Annotated in this window: 16 protein-coding genes and 1 riboswitch; of the genes, 11 read left to right on the top strand and 5 right to left on the bottom strand. The window is 73.2% G+C overall.

All coding sequences use genetic code 11. The features are described from left to right. The first annotated feature begins 38 nt into the window (after positions 1–38). Both ACYF6T_RS15685 and ACYF6T_RS15680 read left to right on the top strand, forming a co-directional pair. Positions 39–887: a helix-turn-helix domain-containing protein gene (locus ACYF6T_RS15685; protein ID WP_461696812.1), complete on the top strand. Its 849-nt coding sequence runs from the start codon at positions 39–41 to the stop codon at positions 885–887. After that, positions 847–1,068, top strand: coding sequence for a DUF397 domain-containing protein (locus ACYF6T_RS15680; RefSeq protein ID WP_461696810.1), 222 nt, complete (start codon positions 847–849; stop codon positions 1,066–1,068). The genes ACYF6T_RS15685 and ACYF6T_RS15680 overlap by 41 nt, the downstream gene beginning before the upstream one ends. Here the strand turns inward: ACYF6T_RS15680 and ACYF6T_RS15675 are convergent. Both ACYF6T_RS15675 and ACYF6T_RS15670 read right to left on the bottom strand, forming a co-directional pair. Beyond that, positions 1,026–5,192 carry an NACHT domain-containing protein gene (locus tag ACYF6T_RS15675; protein WP_461696808.1) on the bottom strand — a complete coding sequence of 1,389 codons (4,167 nt, stop codon included), beginning with the start codon at positions 5,190–5,192 and terminating at the stop codon, positions 1,026–1,028. The two genes, ACYF6T_RS15680 and ACYF6T_RS15675, sit on opposite strands and share 43 nt — an antisense overlap. A gap of 111 nt (positions 5,193–5,303) precedes the next feature. Further along, positions 5,304–5,486 (bottom strand): hypothetical protein, encoded by a 183-nt coding sequence (locus ACYF6T_RS15670; protein ID WP_461696806.1) that lies wholly within the window; start codon positions 5,484–5,486, stop codon positions 5,304–5,306. Positions 5,487–5,595: 109 nt separating this feature from the next. On the opposite strand from ACYF6T_RS15670, the gene ACYF6T_RS15665 reads away from it, so the two are divergent. The 5 genes from ACYF6T_RS15665 to ACYF6T_RS15645 all read left to right on the top strand — a co-directional run bounded on the left by ACYF6T_RS15665 (position 5,596) and on the right by ACYF6T_RS15645 (position 10,741). Then, a complete protein-coding gene (locus tag ACYF6T_RS15665; protein WP_461696805.1) occupies positions 5,596–6,939 on the top strand; it encodes a helix-turn-helix domain-containing protein in 1,344 nt (447 codons plus the stop codon). A gap of 72 nt (positions 6,940–7,011) precedes the next feature. Further along, a complete protein-coding gene (locus tag ACYF6T_RS15660; RefSeq protein ID WP_461696803.1) occupies positions 7,012–8,013 on the top strand; it encodes a permease in 1,002 nt (333 codons plus the stop codon). Next, entirely contained in the window at positions 8,010–8,702 is a 693-nt protein-coding gene (locus tag ACYF6T_RS15655) for a TIGR03943 family putative permease subunit (RefSeq protein ID WP_461696802.1), read from the top strand. Before ACYF6T_RS15660 ends, ACYF6T_RS15655 begins: the two co-directional genes overlap by 4 nt. A gap of 410 nt (positions 8,703–9,112) precedes the next feature. Continuing rightward, the gene (locus ACYF6T_RS15650; protein WP_461696800.1) at positions 9,113–9,946 is read left to right on the top strand and encodes a GAF and ANTAR domain-containing protein; all 834 of its coding nucleotides are present in this window, start codon (positions 9,113–9,115) and stop codon (positions 9,944–9,946) included. A 60-nt stretch (positions 9,947–10,006) separates the two neighbouring features. After that, positions 10,007–10,741, top strand: a complete 735-nt coding sequence (locus tag ACYF6T_RS15645) for a GAF and ANTAR domain-containing protein (protein ID WP_461696798.1) — start codon at positions 10,007–10,009, stop codon at positions 10,739–10,741. A gap of 6 nt (positions 10,742–10,747) precedes the next feature. Here ACYF6T_RS15645 and ACYF6T_RS15640 read toward each other — a convergent pair whose 3' ends face one another. After that, positions 10,748–11,503, bottom strand: coding sequence for a hypothetical protein (locus ACYF6T_RS15640; RefSeq protein WP_461696797.1), 756 nt, complete (start codon positions 11,501–11,503; stop codon positions 10,748–10,750). A 263-nt stretch (positions 11,504–11,766) separates the two neighbouring features. Here ACYF6T_RS15640 and thrS point away from each other — a divergent pair, with 263 nt between their 5' ends. Further along, a complete protein-coding gene (gene thrS, locus ACYF6T_RS15635; RefSeq protein ID WP_461696795.1) occupies positions 11,767–12,993 on the top strand; it encodes a threonine--tRNA ligase in 1,227 nt (408 codons plus the stop codon). 50 nt (positions 12,994–13,043) lie between these two features. Next, positions 13,044–14,012 (top strand): nucleoside hydrolase, encoded by a 969-nt coding sequence (locus ACYF6T_RS15630; RefSeq protein WP_461696793.1) that lies wholly within the window; start codon positions 13,044–13,046, stop codon positions 14,010–14,012. Between the two features lie 321 nt (positions 14,013–14,333). Here ACYF6T_RS15630 and nicT read toward each other — a convergent pair whose 3' ends face one another. Beyond that, positions 14,334–15,362: a Nickel transporter NicT gene (nicT, locus tag ACYF6T_RS15625; protein WP_461696791.1), complete on the bottom strand. Its 1,029-nt coding sequence runs from the start codon at positions 15,360–15,362 to the stop codon at positions 14,334–14,336. A 28-nt stretch (positions 15,363–15,390) separates the two neighbouring features. Then, positions 15,391–15,582: riboswitch (cobalamin riboswitch) on the bottom strand. 78 nt (positions 15,583–15,660) lie between these two features. Here nicT and ACYF6T_RS15620 point away from each other — a divergent pair. Continuing rightward, the gene (locus tag ACYF6T_RS15620) at positions 15,661–16,008 is read left to right on the top strand and encodes an ArsR/SmtB family transcription factor (RefSeq protein WP_461696789.1); all 348 of its coding nucleotides are present in this window, start codon (positions 15,661–15,663) and stop codon (positions 16,006–16,008) included. A 1-nt stretch (position 16,009) separates the two neighbouring features. Here ACYF6T_RS15620 and ACYF6T_RS15615 read toward each other — a convergent pair whose 3' ends face one another. After that, entirely contained in the window at positions 16,010–16,930 is a 921-nt protein-coding gene (locus ACYF6T_RS15615; RefSeq protein ID WP_461696788.1) for an LAETG motif-containing sortase-dependent surface protein, read from the bottom strand. Between the two features lie 223 nt (positions 16,931–17,153). Between ACYF6T_RS15615 and ACYF6T_RS15610 the strand changes: the two genes are divergently transcribed. Further along, entirely contained in the window at positions 17,154–18,827 is a 1,674-nt protein-coding gene (locus ACYF6T_RS15610) for a glycoside hydrolase family 13 protein (protein WP_461696786.1), read from the top strand. Positions 18,828–18,829: the final 2 nt, after the last annotated feature.

Below are 18,829 nucleotides of genomic sequence, written 5' to 3'. Positions count from 1 at the left end.
GGGTCACCCGAGCGGAGTCGTCTGACTACGCTCGGTACATGCCCCACATGCGTGAACTGGACCCCGCGGCCTCCCCGTTGGACTACTTCGGCTCCGAGCTGCGGAGGAAGCGGGAGGAGGCGGGGCTGACCCTGAAGGAACTGGGCTCGGCCGTCTTCTGCACGGGCTCGCTGATCGGCCAGATCGAGACGGCCTTGAAGGTGCCGCAACGGGAGTTCGCGGAACGGCTGGACGCGGCGTTCGGAACGGACGGCTCGTTCTCACGGCTGGTGGGGCTGGTACTGCGCAGCCAGTTGCCGAGCTGGTTCCAGCCGTACGCGGAGATGGAGGCGAAGGCGACGTACATCTCCACGTATCAGTGCCAGTTGGTGTACGGGCTTTTGCAGACGGAGGCGTACGCTCGCGCCCTGCTGGCCACCGGTTTGCCGGACAAGCTGGACGAGCTGGTCGCCGCCCGGATGGACCGCCAGCGCATCCTGATGAGGGACCGGCCGCCGCTGACGTGGATCGTCCTCGACGAGGCGGCCCTCGTGCGGCCAATCGGCGGTCCTCGGGTCATGCGGGACCAGCTCGCCCACCTGCTGAGCTTCCTGGACCACAAGTGGGTGCGCATCCAGGTGCTGCCGTTCTCAGCGGGACAACACGCCAGCCTCGCCGGCTCGTTCAACGCTCTGCGCTTCGACGACCACCCGGACCTCGTCTACACCGAGGACCTGATCTCCGGGCACATGACGGCCAACCCGGACACGGTCAGGGAGGCTGCCCTTCGTTACGCTCACTTGCAGGCGTCGGCTCTCTCCGTGGAGGATTCGGCGGCACTGATCACCCGCGTGATGGAGGAACGCTATGCGCATACACCGGGACCTGAGGGACGCGCACTGGCGTAAGTCCTCGTACAGCGGAAACACCGGCGGTGATTGCGTCGAGGTCGCCGAACTCCCCGCCCTCGTCGCCGTGCGGGACTCCAAGGACCCCGCCCGTGGAACCCTCACCCTGTCGCCGGGGGCGTTCTCCCTGTTCGTCGGTTACGTGGGGACGGGGGCCAGGCCCGGCGTTTCGGAGCGGTAGCGCGTTACGGCGGACCAGGAGGCCTCGGGGTCCGTCGCGAGCATCGCGCGGGCCGTGGCGAGGCGGTCGACCGGGTCCGGACCCGCGGTGCGCAGCCAGTCGAGATACAGGGACACGTCTCCCTCCGTGAACGTCCGCAACAGCGTGGCCCCCAGGGCCAGATAAGCCCGCACTTGGGACACGGCACGCGTGCCGGCGAAGTCGCCGGGAACGTCCGGGGGCGCGGCGGAGACGAGCACCTCCCACTCGTCCGCCGTCACCGGCGCCTGCGAGACGTCGGCGATCCAGCGCGCCGCGGCGGGCCCGCCCGCGCCGGTCAGCGTGGCGGCGTAACGGCTCTGCGCGGACAGGACGGACCGGGCGTCGTCCTCGATCAGCTTCCTCGTCAGCGCCCGCATGTCGACCGTCCCGCGCAGGGCCCGCTCGGTGGCCAGGCTGGTGACGGCGCGCAGCAGCTCACGGGGAAGCCCGCCGGACAGCACCTGACACAGCCACAGGTAGGGGTCGGGCAGCCAGACGCCCCGCAGCTCCAGCAGCCGGCGAGCCTGTTCGAGGGTGAGGGGCCGGACGGCGACCACCCGGTCCAGGGCGCTGTCGAACGCGGTGCGGACGTCGAGGACCTGTCGGCCGAACGTGGTGAGCGCGTCCTCGGACACCGCCACCAGGAAGTGGCAGCCCCGGACCCCGAAGACGGCCTTGAGGTCGTTGAGGAAGCGTTCGGCCTCCTGCGGGCTGCCGAGCTTGTCGAGCTCGTCGATGCCGATGACGACCTGCCGACGGGGGTTCCGCTCCCTCGCGACGACATCGAGGAACGCGCGGAACTGGGCGACGAGTTCGGGATGGGTGAGGACCTGCCGGGTGTGCTGGGTCTGGCCCGCGTCGGAGACCTGGAGGCCGCCGGGCAGGGCGAGTTGGGCGGTGCGGCCGCGGGTGACGGTCAACTGGTAGTGGAGGGCGCGCAGATGCTGCGCGGCCAGGGCTTCGGCGCTGCCACGTCGCAGACCGGGCCCGGTCGCCCGCAACGACAGCAGCAGCGCCCAGACGACGCCGGCGGCGATGAGCACGGCGGAGCCGGTGATCAGCAGCACGCGCACGTGCCCGGCCAGGGCGCGGGTGGCGGAGGTGAGGTGCGGCCACAGGAGCGTGCCGAGCAGGAGAAGCACACCGGCGAGGGCGGTCGCGGCGGCGCCGGCGTGGAGGGCGAGTGCCCGGCGCCGGGTCGCGTCGCGCCCCGGGCGCCCGTCGTCGGCGGAGTCCTCGCCGGTGATGCTGCGGCAGACCTCCGCGAACATGTGGATCAGGAACTCGCGGGGGTCGTAGGAGGTGGGGGCCGGAACGAGGACGAGCAGGTCGTCGGCGGCGGACAGCGGGCCCCGCGTACAGAACCGCTGCATCAGACTGGACTTGCCCGCGCCGCGCTGACCGCTGATTCCGATGCTCGCGCTCTCCAGCGAACGGAGGTGGTACTCGATCTCGTCGGCGGCGTCCGTGTTCAGGAACTGGTCCGACCGCCGGGAGCCGGTCAGCCGCGACGGATCGATGCCGGGCAACGGCGGCTCCGTACCCACGCCCGTGCCCACGGCCAGCTGGTCCCGTATCTCCGGCATGACCCCCTGCCGGGCCACGGCGTTCAGCCAGGACTGCCGGGCCTGAAGGGCGGCTTCCCGGAGATTGCGCAGCTCCGGCAGATCGGGCCACGCGGCGGGCACGTCGTCGAGGGCGGCGCGGGCGCGGGCGGGGTGGGGACGGGCGTAGAGCCAGAGGATGAGGAGGAGGACGGTGAGGGGGGCCGCGACCAGGGCCGACACCATCGCGGGGCGCCGGGGGACGAACGGGGCGAGGGCCCAGGGGGCCGCGAGGTAGAGGGCCACCGTCCCGGCGGACCGGCAGAGGAACGGGAGTCTGGATCCGGGGCGCTGCCGTGCGATGCGGACGTCCGCGAAACCCACGTACGTGATCAGGCCGCCGATGCCGAGGAACGCTTCCAGAACCAGCGCACCGAGGCCGGTACCGACCATGACGTGTATCGCTCCGAACGCCACGGCTCCGGCCGTCAGCGCGGCAGCCGCGTACGCCCGGGTCGGGACGGGCCCGGCCCACCAGGGCATCCTGACCGCGGCGCTCATGCGCTCGCGGGCCTTGCGGTAGACCTGGTACGCGTCGAAGCCCCTGTCGGCCACGTCCCGGAGCTTGGCGGTCCTCACCTGGTCCACGAGCCGCGCGATGCGCTCCGTCTCCGGCGCGGTGGTCGGCGAGGACGTGTCCGCGGTGCGTGCGACGTAGGCGACGGACTCGGGAAGGCCGAGGACTTCCTCCTGGATCTCCCGCCAGCATCGCTTCGTCGTGTCGACATACGCCCGGCGGTCCGGACCGTAGGCCAGGAGGGTCTCGCGGACCAGTTCGTGCCGGAACGCGTAGCAGCCGGAGCCGTATCCGTCGGCCGCGGTGAGCAGGCCGTGCTCCTCGGCCTGGCGCAGCAGACGGCCGAGGCGCGGCGGCAGTGCGCCGTCGACGACGAGGGCGAGGTGGGCGATCCGGAAGCGAGCCCACGCGGTGGTGGAGAGCAGGGTCGCCGCGAAGACCGCCGTGGCGAGGATCGCCGGGACGCCCCACGGCGGCCTGTACCGGTCCGGCTGGAACAGCAGCTGGGAGAGGACCAGCAGCGCCGCGGCACCGGACGCCGTGAGCCCGGCCAGCAGGTCGGTCCGAAGGTCTCCGGCCCGGCCGCCGCGTACCGGTACGGCGTTCGGCCGTGAGAGGAGGAAGGCTCCGAGGACCACGGCCGAGCCGAGGTCGGCCAGGTTCGATGCCGAGAAGACGTGGATGCTCGGAACCAGGCCGGAGACCTGGGAGAGCTGCCAGGTCAGAACGCCGACCGCCAAGCCCCGGGGGGCGGACGCGCGGATGCGCGCCGGCAGCGGCGCGGCTCCCCCGTACGAGAGCACGATGCCGACGACCGTCGCGTACGGCACCAGGAAGCGGGCTCCGGCATCCCGCGCGGCGGCCAGGGAGACGAGCGCCGCGACGGCCAGCAGCACTGCGGACGCGTACCAGGGACCCCGCCGGGAACCGTAGTTCTCCGCCATCCGCCACCACAGCAGCAGCCCGTCGCTCTCGCGTCCCATGGCGTCGGTGAGGAACGCCAGGTTGTCTCTGCCGACCGTGCCCCAGCCCTCGATGTTCGCGATGGTGTCGGCCGTGTCGAGGATGCGCTGCTGTACGGCGAGGGCGTCGGGGAGGGTCGTCAGTTCGGCCGGATTCCGGCTGCTGTCTCCTGCGTAGCCCTGGGTGGCCAGGGACAGGAGCCACGGCGAGGACAGCGCCTGGGCCACGGACCCGTCCGGGTCGTCGCCGATCGCCTGGATGACGGGTCTCCAGCGCTGCGCGTCGGCCTCCGAGAGATGCCGGGTGACGTCGTCCGGCCCGAGGGGGAGGAGTTCCACCGCCGTCCCCAGAGAGAGCCGGGACGTCTCCGGGTATTCCGCGCTACGGCAGGTGACCACGGACCCGGGGAATCCGCTCAGCCACCGCGGCAACACCCGTTCCGCCGCGCCGCGTTGGGCGGGCGGAAGTTCGTCCAGGCCGTCGAGCACCGGCAGAATGCGGCCCCTGAGCACCAGTTCACGGACATGGGCGGGGCGGATTCCGTAACGGCCCGCCACGCGTGACACGAACCATGCCTCGATCTCCTGCGAGGCCGGGTCCCACGAGGAGAGGCCGAGGAGGACGGGCACGGGCTCGTCGCCCTGAGTGCGGCGTCGCAGAAGGGAGACGACGAGCGAGCGGGCGACCGTCGTCTTGCCGGTGCCCGGCTCCCCGAGGATGAGCAGACGCCGTTGATGCAGGCCCTCGTACAGCCGGCCGATGTCCCGGCGGCGGGGTCCGTCGGCAGCCCCTCCGGGTTCGACGGTGAACAGGGGGTCCAGTCGCGTCGGTCCGGTGCGCCGCAGCTGTTCGGACTCGACGGCGAGGACGCTGCGCGCGAGGTCGTCGGCGGACGCCTGGGCGGGCAGCCGCCGGACGAATCGCCACGTCGTCCAGGCCACCACGGCCAGGGCCAGACCAACCACCCCCACCGGTCCGTTGGCCACCCAGTCCCGCCACCACACCCCCAGGTCCGCCATCCCCGCATCTTCCCCGACCACAGCCGTCCACGTCGTTAGCATGGGCCGAACAGGCAGGTCAGCGAAGCCGAACAGGCAGGTCAGCGAAAGAGACAGCGCGGTGACCGCACGTTACTCGCGCAAGGACATGGTGTTCGGCGCGTGAGCGGTGTGGGGGGACTGGTGGGTCCGGTCGACGTGGTGGGTGTCCGCCGCCCTCGCCGGACCCGCGTTCGCCGCCAGGACCAGGGCGGTGACTGCGATGACGGCTGCGCCGAACCCTCTGGCGTAACGCTCGGAGACGTGTCGGAGCACGGCAACCTCTCAACAGCGTTTCAACAGTGTTGTATTAAACGCGCTTAAGACGCCGCTTAACCTAGGGGCAGTCTAGGCTCAACAGCAAGAGGGGCTGGGGGAGTTGACGGTGTCGGAGCGGGACGATCCGGGGACGATCGGGCGAAGAGTCCAGCAGCTGAGGGCCGAACGCGGGCTGACGCAGAAACAGTTGGCGGAGCCCGCCTACACCCCCGCCTACATCTCCACCCTGGAGGCCGGCCGCGTGCGCGCCTCCGACGACGCCCTGCGGCACATCGCCCAGCGGCTCGGCGTGGCCTACGAGGAGCTGGTCACCGGACGTCCGGCGCATCTCGCCACCGACCTGCGCCTCAGGCTCACGGAGGCGCAGCGCACCCTCGCCGGCGGTGACGCCGAGCGCGCCGCCGGGCAGTACGCCGCGCTGCTCGCCGAGGCCGAGGAACACGAACTGGTCGACGTACAGGCCGTCGCCCTGCTCGGCCTCGGCGAGTGCGCCCTCGACACGGGCGAACTCGACACCGCCCGCCAGTACTTCGAGCAGAGCGAGAAGGCCGTCGCCGACGCCCCGCTGCCCGCCCGGGTCCCCGCCCTGCGCGGCCGGGCCGTCTCCCACTACCTCGCCGGTGAGCTGCGGTACGCGGTCTACCTGCTGGAATCGACCCTGGACGAGCTCAACCGGGGCGGCCTGCACGACCCCGACGCCCTGCTGCTGCTCTACGCCAGCATCATCGGGCCCTACATGGACATGGGCGCCCAGGCGCGGGCCGCCCAGGCCGCCGAGTTCGCCCTCGCCCTCGCCCCCCAGTCCGGCGACCCCGCCCTCGTCGCCCGCATGCACCGCTCCGTCGCCCGCACCCTGCTCGCCGAGGGCCGCGTCGCCGAGGCCGACGCCTCGCTCGCCAAGGCCGCCGAGCTGTACCGCACCCTGCAACTGCGCACCGAGCTCGCCAACTGCCACTGGATGCGCGGATACGTCTACGCCCAGAACGGCGAACTGGAGCGCGCGGAAAGCGAGTTGCGGCTCGCGCTCGACATGCTCTCGGCCGGCCGTGCCGCCCTCTACAGCAGTCAGGTCGCCGTCGAACTCGCCGACGTCCTGCACCGGCGCGGCGAGTCGGAGCAGGCCGCCGCCCTGCTGCACGACGTCCTCAGCGACCTGCACTCCGAACGCGGCGCCCTGCACTCCGCCGCCGCCCACCGCCTGCTCGGCATCATCGCCGACGACGCCCACGACACCGAGGCCGCCGAGGAGCACTACGTACGGGCGCTGAGCCTGCTGGAGCGGGCGGGCGCGGCCGGCGACCTGGCCGACCTGTGCCGGCTGCTGGGCGACCTGTTCCGCCGCACCGGACGCGTGGAGGCCGCCCTGGACGCCTACCGGACCGGGCTCGGGCACCGTACGGCCCCCGGCACCACCACCCTCGGACCGGCACCCGCACAGCCTCCTCTGTGAGGATTCCGGGCCTGCTCACAGCCCCGTCCGGCTAGCCTTCGCACGAACGGGAGCGACGAGCGGGACGGGCGCGTGGAAGATCGACGGACGGTGGCCGACGGGCTGCGGCTCGCCGTGCGCGCCCTCGTGTACGCGGTGCTCGGCGGGGCCGCGCTGGCCGCCATCGCCACCGTCGTCTCCGTACTCGGGCCGATGCTCGCGCTCGACCTCTACACCCCGCCCGTCGCCGCCTGGTGGACCGTCTTCACCGCCATCGCCGTGCAGGGCGTGCCCTTCCTGCTGCTCGGCACGGTCGTCTCCGCGGCGATCGGCGCCTTCGTGCCGGAGCGCGTCTTCACCCGGCTGCTGCCCCGCAGTCCCGCGCTCGCCGTGCCGGTCGCGGGAGCCGCGGGCGTGGTGCTGCCGGGGTGCGAGTGCGCCTCCGTGCCCGTCGCCGGGAGCCTGATGCGGCGCGGGGTCGCCCCGGCCGCCGCCCTCGCCTTCCTGCTGTCGGCGCCCGCGATCAACCCGGTGGTGCTGGTGGCGACCTCGATCGCCTTTCCCGGGCAGCCGAAGATGGTCCTCGCCCGGCTGCTCGCCTCCCTCGCCACGGCAGTCGTCATGGGCTGGCTGTGGGCGCGGTTCGGGCGGCGCGAGTGGCTGCGGCTGCCCGAGCGGCAGGCACCCGCGGCCTCGGGGCTGCGCGCCTTCGGCGCCGGGCTCCAGCACGACTTCCTGCACGCCGGCGGGTTCCTGGTGCTGGGCGCGGCGGCCGCGGCCACCTTCAACATCGCCGTGCCGCGGTCCGTCCTGGACGTCTTCACCGGCTCCGCCTGGCTGTCGGTGCCGCTGCTCGCCGTCCTGGCCGTGGTGCTGTGCGTGTGCAGCGAGGCGGACGCGTTCGTGGCGGCCTCGCTCAGCGGTTTCCCGCCGGTCGCGCGGCTGGCGTTCATGGTGGTGGGGCCGATGGTCGACCTGAAGCTCATCGCCCTCCAGGCGGGCACCTTCGGGCGGTCGTTCGCGGTGCGGTTCTCCTCGGTCACGTGGGTGGTGGCCGTGGTGAGCAGCGTGCTGGTGGGATGGTGGGCGCTGTGAGGCGGTACGGGCCCGCGCTGCTGCTGGTGCTGGTGGGTGCGGCGCTCCTGCGGATCTCGCTGTTCAGCACGCTGTACCTGCGCTATGTGCAGGCCGGGTTGCGGCCGTACCTGGTCGCCTCGGGGGCGGTGCTGGTCCTGCTGGGGGTGGTACGGGCCGTCCTCGGCGAACGGGGGCACGGTCACGAGCACGCGCACGGTCCTCGTGTCGCCTGGCTGCTCGCCCTGCCCGCCCTGGCCCTGCTGCTCTTCCCGCCCCCCGCCCTCGGCTCCTACAGCGCCGCCCGCGAGGCCGCTCAGCAGGCCGCGCAGGGAGTCGGGACCTTCCCGGCGCTGCCGGCCGGGGACCCGGTGGACATTGGCGTCGGCGAGTTCGGCTCCCGCGCGGTCTACGACAGCGGGCACTCCCTGAAGGGCCGTACCGTCCGCATGACCGGCTTCGTCACCCACGGCGACGGCGACACCTGGTACGTCACCCGCCTGCTGGTCTCCTGCTGCGCCGCCGACGCCACCACCAGCAAGGTCGAGATCCGCGGCGCCGACCCGCTGCCCGCCGACACCTGGGTCACCGTCACCGGCACCTGGCACCCCAAGGGCAGGCTGGGCACGGACGGCGCCTGGCCGCCGGTCCTGGACGCCACCTCGGTGCGCCAGGTCCGCGAGCCGGCGGACCCGTACGAGAAGAGGTGAGGGGCGGCGGCCACCGCCTCCGTGTTCGGCGGTGGCCGCCCGGCGGGCGCGCGGGCGCCCCCGGAGCGCGCGCTCGCCAGGGAGGTCCCCGTCCCGCTCAGGGCGGCGGGAGACGCCCCGGTCGGCTCGCGGGAGACGGGGACGAGGGTCCGTGAGGGGGAGGGGAGGGAGACGGCAGACGGCGAACGGCGCGGCGGATCGCCGTCGTGCGCTGTCGCGGCCTGACGCGCACCACGGCCGACGGTGGCGAGCCGCACCCCGTGGTGGGAAGAGCGGGGCGCGGCTCGCGGCGCCGACGCGGCGGCGTTTCGGGCCCGGGGCCACGGGTAGTCGGACGGCGCCCCGGACGAGCCCGCCACGAGCCGCGACCCCTGCTCCGGGTGAGCTTGTACCGGGGCCCGTGGAGGATAATGGCCGCGCTGCGATCGAAGGAGGCGGTGGCCGTGCGGCCCAGCGACGACCGCGACGCCTTTCCCCGGGAGCACTCGGGCGACGATCCGCGTCTGTCCGGCCGCAACGCCCGCGAGGAGCGCGAACGCGAGCGGGTGCGGGCCAGCGACGTCATCGCGGAGGGCGTGCGGGGTGCCGAACTCCGCGAGGTCCCGGGACGGCTGTGCACGGTGGCGGTGAAGCTGCTGCCGGTGGTCGGCGCGAGCGTGTCCCTGCGCAGCGACGGCATGCCGATGCAGCTCAGCGCCAGCAGCGACGAGGCCGCCCGGCTGTCCGAGATCCAGGCCACCCTGGGCGACGGGCCGTGCGTGTACGCCGCCGAGTTCGGCGCCCCGGTCCTCGCCTCCGACCTGACCGACGGCCCTGACGCGCGGCGCTGGCCGGTCTTCGCCCAGCAGGCGACGGCCGCCGGGGTGCAGGCCGTGTACTCGATGCCGCTGGGCAACGACGCCGTCTGCGTGGGCACGCTCGACCTGTACCGGGACACGCCCGGCGGGCTGACCGAGCGGGAGGTGCGCACGGCCCTGCTGGTGGCGAGCGTGATGACGATTGCCCTTATGGCGCTGCCCCGGCAGGAGGACAATGGGCCTCAGGGAGACGAACCCTGGCTGAGCGGTCTGGCCACCGATCACGACGAGGTCTACCAGGCCATCGGCATGATCATGGCGCAGCTCGGGGTCGGTGCCGACGAGGCGCTGGCCCGGCTGCGCGCCCACGCGTTCGCGGAGAACCGCACCGCGCTGGAGGTGGCGCGGGAAGTGGTCTCGCACAGGAAGAGGTTCGATCGTGACTGACGACGACTCTCCGGCGCCGCGGCCGTCGGATGTGCCGGGTGCAGCTCTGAGGAGGATCGGATGAACCGCGAGCTGCGGTTGACGCGTGCCTTCGTCGACCTGGCGGACACGCTGGCCGCCCGCTTCGACCCGCTCGACCTGTTCGCGCGGCTGGGCGACCACTGCCTGGAACTGCTGGCGGTGGACGCCGTCGGCGTGCTGATGGCGGACTCGCGGGGCGAGTTGCGCGCCATGGCCGCCTCCGAGGAGGAACTGAGCCGTCTCGACCTGTTCCAGGTGCAGAAGGACCAGGGCCCGTCCGTCGACTGCTACCGCAGCGGCGACCCCGTGGCCGCGGACGACCTGCGCGCCGGCGGTCGCTGGCCCGAGTACACCGAGCACGCGCTGGCCGCCGGGTACGAGTCCGTGCACGTGGTGCCGCTGCGCCTGGAGAGCCGCCCGATCGGCGCGGTGACGCTGGCCAACCGGCACAGCGAGGCCCTGCCGCCCGCCGACGTCGCCGTGGCGCAGGGCATGAGCGACGTCGCCGCGCTCACCCTGACCCACTGGCCGGTCCAGCGCAGGCGCCCGCACGACCTGCTGACCTCGCTCCAGGCCGCGATCTCCGCGAAGGCGACCGTGGAACTGGCCAAGGGCCTGGTCGCGGAGACGGCCGACGTCTCCCTCACCGAGGCGCGGGAGCTGATGGCGGCCCACGCCCACAGGGAACAGCTGTCCCTGACGTCCGTCGCCCGCGCCCTGGCCGAACGGCGGCTCGATCCGCTGGAACTGTTCGAGGAGGAACGGACCGCCTGACGGCGCTCAGACCTGCACGCGCCCCTGCCTGCGCACCTCCGCCAGCCGCCGCACACCGGTCTCCACGGCGGCCTGCGTCACGTCGGCCGACACGTCCCCGAGGCCGCCGTTGGTGAGCGCGATGGTGTCGTCGCCGGCCCGGACCGCGACGACGTCCAGCGTGAGCAGGACCGGCTCGCCCTCCTCCGTCTCGCCGGCCAGCGACACCCGCAGGCCCTGACGGGCGTCCCCGACCGCGGGCAGCCGCGCCTGAGTCACCTGCCCGTCCCAGACGGCCCCGTGCTGGGTGACCGCCGTGAACCGGCCGCACGTGCCCGGCAGCGTCCGCATCCACTCCAGCGTCCGGTCCACCTCCGCCGGCGGCAGCGCGAGCACCTGGTAGCGCAGCTGGGCCTGGTCCACGGCGTCGTCCAGACCGGTGACGGCGTGAGCGGTGGCGCCCGCGCCGGCACCGGTACCGAACAGGTCGTCGGCGTAGAGCGCGTCGAGCAGGTGCCGGCAGTCCGGCACCTCGGTCGTCGCCTTCAGGACGCCGTCCCGCCAGGTCGCGGCGCCCTGGGTGGGCGTCCAGGGCTCGCCGAGGTCGGCGGCGGTGATCAGGGCGGCCTCGGCCTGCGCCGCGGTCAGGGCGCGCGGCGAGGGCGGGGCGGCCGGGGAGGCGGACGTGGTCGCGGGCACCGCGGGTGCCTTCGCGGCCGGCCGGCCCGTGCAGGCGGTCGCGGCCAGCAGGACGGCGAGGGATACGACGAGGACGCGGGTCATGTCTCCCACGGGATCACCGCCGTACGCGCTCCACCAGCGCGCCGGTCCGTCCGGGTTACGCCCGCCCGCCGCCGTAAAACCCGTGGCGCCACCGCCCGTCCGCGCCGTACGGTCCTGTCATGCAGCGCGCCCACGCCTTGTGCACGACGACGCCGGAGAGTGTCCCGGCGCGCTGACAGCCGACCAGTCGACAGCCCCGGGGCGAACGCCCCGGGGCTTCGTCGTGTCCGTGGCGTTCGCCTCCCGCAGCAAGGAGAGCGACCATGACCGTCCCCGACCACCGCCGCCTCGGCCGCGCACTCGGCCTGTTCGACACCGACCCCCTGATGGGCGCCGGGCTGCCCTACTGGCTGCCCGACGGGGCCGTCGTACGGCACACCCTGGAGGAGTACGTACGGGACCTGGAGCGGGCCGCCGGCTACCGGCACGTGTACTCGCCCGTCCTGGGCAAACGCGAGCTGTACGAGATCTCCGGCCACTGGGACCACTACGGCGACGACATGTTCCCGCCGATGAGGCTGGGCGGCGAGGAGGTCGTCCTGCGCCCGAGCCTGTGCCCCCACCACGCCCTGGTCTACCGGTCGAGGTCCCACAGCCACCGCGAACTGCCGCTGCGGATCGCCGAGGTGGGCGGGATGTACCGCGCCGAACTCTCCGGCGTGCTGGGCGGCCTCACCCGGGTGCGGGCGATCCAGCTCAACGACGCGCACGTCTTCTGCACCCCGGAACAGGCGGTGCGGGAGGCCGGGGCGGCGCTGGAACTGATCCGCCGCGCCTACGCCGACCTCGGCATCCGCGCGGTCCGCCACCGGCTGTCCCTGCCGGGGGAGGGCGGCAAGTACGTGGCCGACCCCGGGCTGTGGCGGCGGGCCACCGCGCTGCTGCGGGAGGTGCTGGCCGCGTCCGGCGTCGCGTACGAGGAGGGGGAGGGCGAGGCCGCGTTCTACGGGCCGAAGATCGACGTCCAGATCGCCGACCCGGCCGGCCGCGAGTCCACCCTCTCCACCGTCCAGATCGACTTCCACCAGCCCGAACGCTTCGACCTGCACTACATCGGCGCCGACGGGGCGAAACACCGGCCGGTCATGGTGCACCGCAGCATCGTCGGCAGCGTGGAGCGGGCCGTGGCCCACCTGATCGAGGTGCACGGCGGGGCGTTCCCGGCCTGGCTCGCACCGGTGCAGCTGGCGGTGCTGCCGGTGTCGGAGCACCAGCGGGAGCGGGCCGAGGAGCTGGCGGGAGCGGCGGCCGGGCGGGGGCTGCGGGCGCGGGTGTACGGGGCCGAGGAGGGCACCCTGGGCGCGCGGGTCCGGGCGGCGCGGCTGGTGCCGTACCTCGCGGTGATCGGGGAACGGGAGGCCGCGGACGAACGGGCCGACGTACGGCTGCGGGGCGGGCGGCGGGTCGGGGCGGTGCCGGTGGTGGAGCTGCTGGAGCGGATCGGTGCACAGGTCGCGGCGCGTGGCGCCGGGCTGTGGGCGGCTGCGTAAGGTCACGCTCACCGGGTCCGCCGCGGGGCCCGGCGGAAGGAGCGCGCGCCATGACGACCGACCGGCCCATCCCCGTGATCATCGACTGCGACACCGGAGTCGACGACGCCCTCGCCCTGCTGTTCGCCGTCCGCCACCCGGGGCTCGACCTGCGGGCGGTGACCTGTGTCGCCGGCAACACGGACGTCGACGGCGTGGTCCGCAACACGCTGACCGTGCTGGAGCAGGCCGGTGCCCCGGACATCCCCGTCGGCCGGGGCGCCGAGCGGCCGCTGATCGAGCCCGCCCGCTCGGCACGGCACGTGCACGGCACGGACGGCATGGGCGACCTGGGGCTGCCCGCGCCGACGCGGACCGCGTGCGGGCTGGACGCGGTGACGCTGCTGCGGCGCGAGATCCTCGGGTCGCCGTGGCCGGTGACGCTGGTTCCCACGGCGCCGCTGACGAACATCGCGCTGCTGCTGCGCAGTCACCCCGAGGTGGTGCGCAACATCGAGCGGATCGTCTTCATGGGCGGGGCGGTGGGGGCCGGGAACGCCACGGCGGTGGCCGAGTTCAACGTCTGGCACGATCCGGAGGCGGCGGCGATCCTGCTCACGGCCGGGGTGTCGATCACCATGTACGGGCTGGACGTGTTCCGGCGGGTGGTGGTGCCGGGGGCGGACGTGCGGCGGCTGCGGGGGAGCGCGGAGGCGGGGGCTCGGCTGGCCGGGGAACTGCTCGCGCACCGGCCGTCGGCGCCGGACGTCACGGACGACGTGGAGGCGGGTGGGCTGGGGGACGCGGGGGCGGTGTGCGCGGTGGCCGATCCGGGGGGTATCCGCACGGAGTTGCTTCCGGTGGAGGTGTCGCTCGCGCCCGGGGTGACGCGGGGGCAGACGGTCGTGGACCGGCGGATCCGGCCCGGTGAGTCGGAAATCCACGAGGGCGAGCGCGAACAGGCCCTGGTGGACGTGGCGTTGGATGTGGACGTGGACCGGTTCGTGGGACTGTACCTGTCCGTCGTGGCCGGCGCCTGAAAGCCTTCCCACCCGCGCCACTTTCCTGGCCTGGTGCGGGTGGCCCTCGTGGAGGGTTCTTGCCGGTGGCGGCTGCGGGTGAGCGCGGCGGGTCTCGGGACACGGCGGGGGCTGGTGGTGGGGCTTTCGTGGGTCGGGTGCGGGTGGCCCTTGTGGAGGGTTCTCGCCGGTGGCGGCTGCGGGTGAGCGGGGCGGGTCTCGGGACACGGCGGGGGCTGGTGGTGGGGCTTTCGTGGGTCGGGTGCGGGTGGCCCTCGTGGGCGGTTCTCGCCGGTGGCGGCTGAGGGTGAGGGGTGGGGAGTTGGGTGTGGGGTGGGTCGGTTACTGGGGGTCCGCTGGTTGGGGGGACCAGCGTTGTTCGACCTTGGCCAGGCGCCAGTACGTCACCGCCGCTGCCCAGACCAGCACGAACAGGGCCACGACCATGTAACCGGCGTTGCCCAGGTCCAGGCCGAAGAGTTCCATCGTGGCGATGAAGAAGGCGACGGCGATGGACAGGCCCGTGATGGTCAGGTTGTAGAAGACCTTGCGCACCGGGTTGGAGAACGCCCACTGGTAGGCGAAGTTCATGAACGTGCCGTCCAGCGTGTCGAACAGGCTCATGCCGGCGGCGAACAGCAGGGGCAGGCACAGGACCCCGTACCAGGGCAGGCCCGCCGCCGCGCCCGAGCCGGCCATCACCATCAGCGTGACCTCCGTGGCCGTGTCGAAGCCGAGGCCGAAGAGGAAGCCCAGCGGGAACATCTGGCCGGGACGGGTGATCGAGCGGGTGAGGCGGCCGAGGACGCGGTTCATGAACCCGCGGGAGTCCAGGTGCGCTTCGAGTTCCCGCTCGTCGTACGACCCCGCCCGCATCGCCCGGAAGACGCGCAGGATGCCGACCAGGGCGACCAGGTTGAGGGCGGCGACGAGGTACAGGAACGTGGCCGAGATCGTCGTACCCATGAGGCCGAGCACCTGGTGGGTCCGGGAGTCCTCGTCCATCACCCGGTCCGCCAGCTGCGTGCCGCCCGCGATCATCGCCGCCAGCACGACGACCACGCTGGAGTGGCCGAGCGCGAACCAGAACCCCACCGACACCGGCCGTTTGCCGTCGGCCATCAGCTTGCGCGTGGTGTTGTCGATCGCGGCGATGTGGTCGGCGTCGAAGGCGTGCCGCATGCCCAGCGTGTAGGCGGTGACGCCGAGTCCGATGCCGAAGGTCTTGGAGCCGACCTCGTAGTGGCCGGGCACGACGAGGAGGAAGAGGATGCCGAAGGCCAGGACGTGGAGCAGGGCGATCACCGCCATCAGCCCGGCCGTCCGGACGGTGTCCTCGCGTCGCCAGCGGAAGGACGCAGGGTCGGTCATGCGGTCACGCTCCAGCACCTCGTGGATCACTTCGTGAGATGCCGTGGCCGGTCTCCTGGCTTGGGGGAGGGTCGAGCGTCGTCCGTCCGCCTTCCCGGGCGCCACAAGGCACCCAGTGACCGTCCCTCGCGGGACACGCCGGACGACTCCCCGGTCACAGTGGCGAGGGCCGCGCCGGCATCGCACCGGCTTCCCGAACACCACGGCCCGCCCACCGTAGGCGCCCGGCCGCACTCCTGCATAGCTGCACACCTGCGCAGGTATCCAAGATCACATACGGCCCTGCGAGGATGACCCCATGCATCTCGTCCCGGCCGACCGCGCAGACCGCCGCACCATAGACGGCCACCGGGTGTGCGACGCCATCGCCGCCATCGGCGACGCGGCGCGCGTGCGCACCTGGGCCGACCGCTTCGCCCTGCTCGGCGACCCCAAACGCCTCGCGCTGCTGCTGGCCCTGCACCGCACGGGCCCGATGGCCGTCTCCGACCTCGCCCTGGCCACCGACATGAACGACCCCGCCGTCTCACAGGCCTTGCGGCTGCTGCGGGCGGCGGGGGTCGTGGAGGGCGAGAAGGAGGGCCGGGTCGTGCGCTACCGGGTGGTGGACGACGAGGTGCGGCTCCTTCTCACCCACTGCACGTGAACTAGGCGCGCGTCGAACGCTTCCGGCGGGACGCCAGCACGATCGCCGCGCCGCCCGCCAGGAGCACCGCCGCGCCGCCCGCGATCAGCGGGGTGCTGCTGCTCGCGCCGGTCTCCGCGAGGTCGCCGCCACCGCCGTTCGGGGTGGCCGCGGGCGCGGTCGTCGACTCCGAGGACGACGGCGTGGAGGTCTCCGAGGACGGCGTGGACGTCTCCGTCGCCGGCGCGGTCGTCTCCGTGGCCGGCGGGGTGGACGTCCCGGACGCCGGCGTCGACTCGGACGCGGACGGGCTCGGCGACTGCGACTCGGTCGCCGTGCAGTCCTTCGTGCCGCCGTTCCAGGACGCGATCAGCTTGTCCTTGATGACCGCGTGGTCGGGACCGGCGGGCAGGTCGCCGTGCTCGAAGCCGTCCTTGGCGTCGAGCTTGCCGTCGTACTTCACCGCGCCGCGGTAGAGGTCGACCTGCGCGAAGCAGCCCTGGTCGGGCACCGAGATGTCGAGGGAGTCGGTCTGGCCGGCCTTGACGGTGACCGTGTCGAAGTCGTGGAAGACCTGCTGGCCGGAGGTGGCGAAGGTGGCGCCGTGGGCCAGGTAGGAGGCGAGGGAGGCGGTGCAGGTGGACGCGTCGCCCGCGGTGCGGACCTTGACGTGGACCTTGCCGTCGTCCGACGGCTTGAGGTTCTGGTCGTCGACCTTGACCGAGGCGAAGAAGTGCTCGCCGTCGAGCGAGAACTCGCAGCGGTCGGTCTCCGTCTTCGTGCCGGCGCCCGTCCCGGGCTTGTAGCTGCCACCGGACTCCCAGCCCTGGCCGCCGGGGCAGTCACTGGCCGAGGCGACGGAGGCGGAGGCGGCGCAGAGGGCGAGCGTCGCGGCGCCCGTCCCCAGCAGGCGCCGCATGGTGACACGTCTCGCTATGGACATGCGTATCCCATCAGGACAAGGGTGAGTGGTCTTGAGAAACACTGGTCCCATTGGTCACACGGGCCACAGTGTCCGCACATCGTGGATGCCGCCGCGGAACGCTGTCAACCTGCGGTGACGCGCCGGTAGTTCGGTCGGCCGTCACAGTTCCGGCACAGACGGAGGCAGATGCTCCGGATGATGGGAGGTTCGTCCGGCGCGACCGGTGGACAGAGTTCTCTTCGTGCACCAAAACGACCCCCGAACCGACCTGCCCACCGATCTCTCGTCCAAGGACCCCGACTGGTGGCGGCAGGCCGTCGTCTACCAGGTCTACCCCCGCAGCTTCGCCGACGCCGACGGCGACGGGCTCGGCGACCTCAGGGGCGTCACCGAGCGGCTGAACCACCTGGCCGCCCTCGGCGTCGACGCCCTGTGGCTGAGCCCCTTCTACCCGTCCGAACTGGCCGACGGCGGCTACGACGTCGCCGACCACCGGGACGTCGACCCGCGCCTGGGCACGCTGGACGACTTCGACGCCCTGGTCGCCGAGGCGCACCGGCTCGGTCTGAAGGTCGTCGTCGACCTGGTCCCCAACCACACCTCGCACCTCCACGTCTGGTTCCAGGAGGCCCTCGCGGCCGGGCCCGGCTCGCCCGCGCGCGAGCGCTACGTCTTCCGCGACGGCCGTGGCGCGCACGGCGAACTCCCGCCCTCCGACTGGCAGTCCGTCTTCGGTGGCAGCGCCTGGCGCCGGGTGCCGGACGGGCAGTGGTACCTGCACCTGTTCGCGCCCGAACAGCCCGACCTGAACTGGGCGAACGAGGAGGTCCGCGCCGACTTCCGCACCACCCTGCGGTTCTGGGCCGACCGGGGCGTCGACGGCTTCCGCGTCGACGTCGCGCACGCCCTCGCCAAGGACCTGGAGCCGCCGCTGCGCGACCTCGGCGACCTGCCCGGCGTCGCGGAGGAGGCCCTGGACCTGCTGGAGCCGGGCAGCCACCCCTACTGGGACCGCGACGAGGTCCACGAGATCTACCGCGACTGGCGCCGCCTCCTCGACGCCTACTCCCCGCCCCGCATGGCCGTCGCCGAGGCCTGGGTGCCGGCCGCCCGCCGGGCCCGCTACGCCCGCCCGGACGAGCTGGGCCAGGCCTTCAACTTCGAGTACCTGCAAGCCCGCTGGAACGCCGACGAACTGCGGGGGGTCATCACCGAGTCGCTGCGCACCGCGCACGCCGCCGGCGCCTCCGCCACCTGGGTGCTCTCCAACCACGACGTCGTACGCCACACCTCGCGGCTGATGCTGCCGCCGGGCACCGACGAGAACGCCTGGCTGCTGTCCGGCGGCCGCGCGCCCGCGCTGGACGAGGAGGCCGGGCTGCGCCGGGCGCACGCGGCGACCCTGCTCATGCTGGCGCTGCCCGGGTCGTCGTATCTCTACCAGGGCGAGGAACTGGGCCTGCCCGAGGTCGCCGACCTACCCACCGAGGTGCTGCAGGACCCGATCTGGGAGCAGACGGGACACGTCCGCAAGGGCCGCGACGGCTGCCGGGTGCCGCTGCCGTGGACGCGGACGGGTCCGTCGTACGGCTTCGGCGCGGGCGGCGCCTGGCTGCCGCAGCCGGCCGGCTTCGGGGCGTACTCCGTCGAGGCGCAGGACGGCACCGACGGTTCCACGCTGGAGCTGTACCGCAGGGCGCTGCGTCTGCGCCGCAAGCTGTCGGCCGGCGAGGAGCTGCGGTGGGCCGAGGCCCCGGACGGCGTGCTGCACTTCGCCCGCTCGGACGGCTGGCGGTGTGTCACGAACCTGGCCGGGGCCCCCGTTCCGCTGCCGCCCGGCGAGGTGCTGCTGAGCAGCGCCCCGCTCGGCGACGACGGCCTGATGCACACCGACACCACCGTGTGGCTCGGCTGAGC

The sequence above is a fragment of the Streptomyces sp. 7R007 genome (assembly GCF_054850255.1).
Note: the sequence above shows the minus strand (reverse complement) of the source record. Positions and strands in the feature narration are given on the sequence as shown.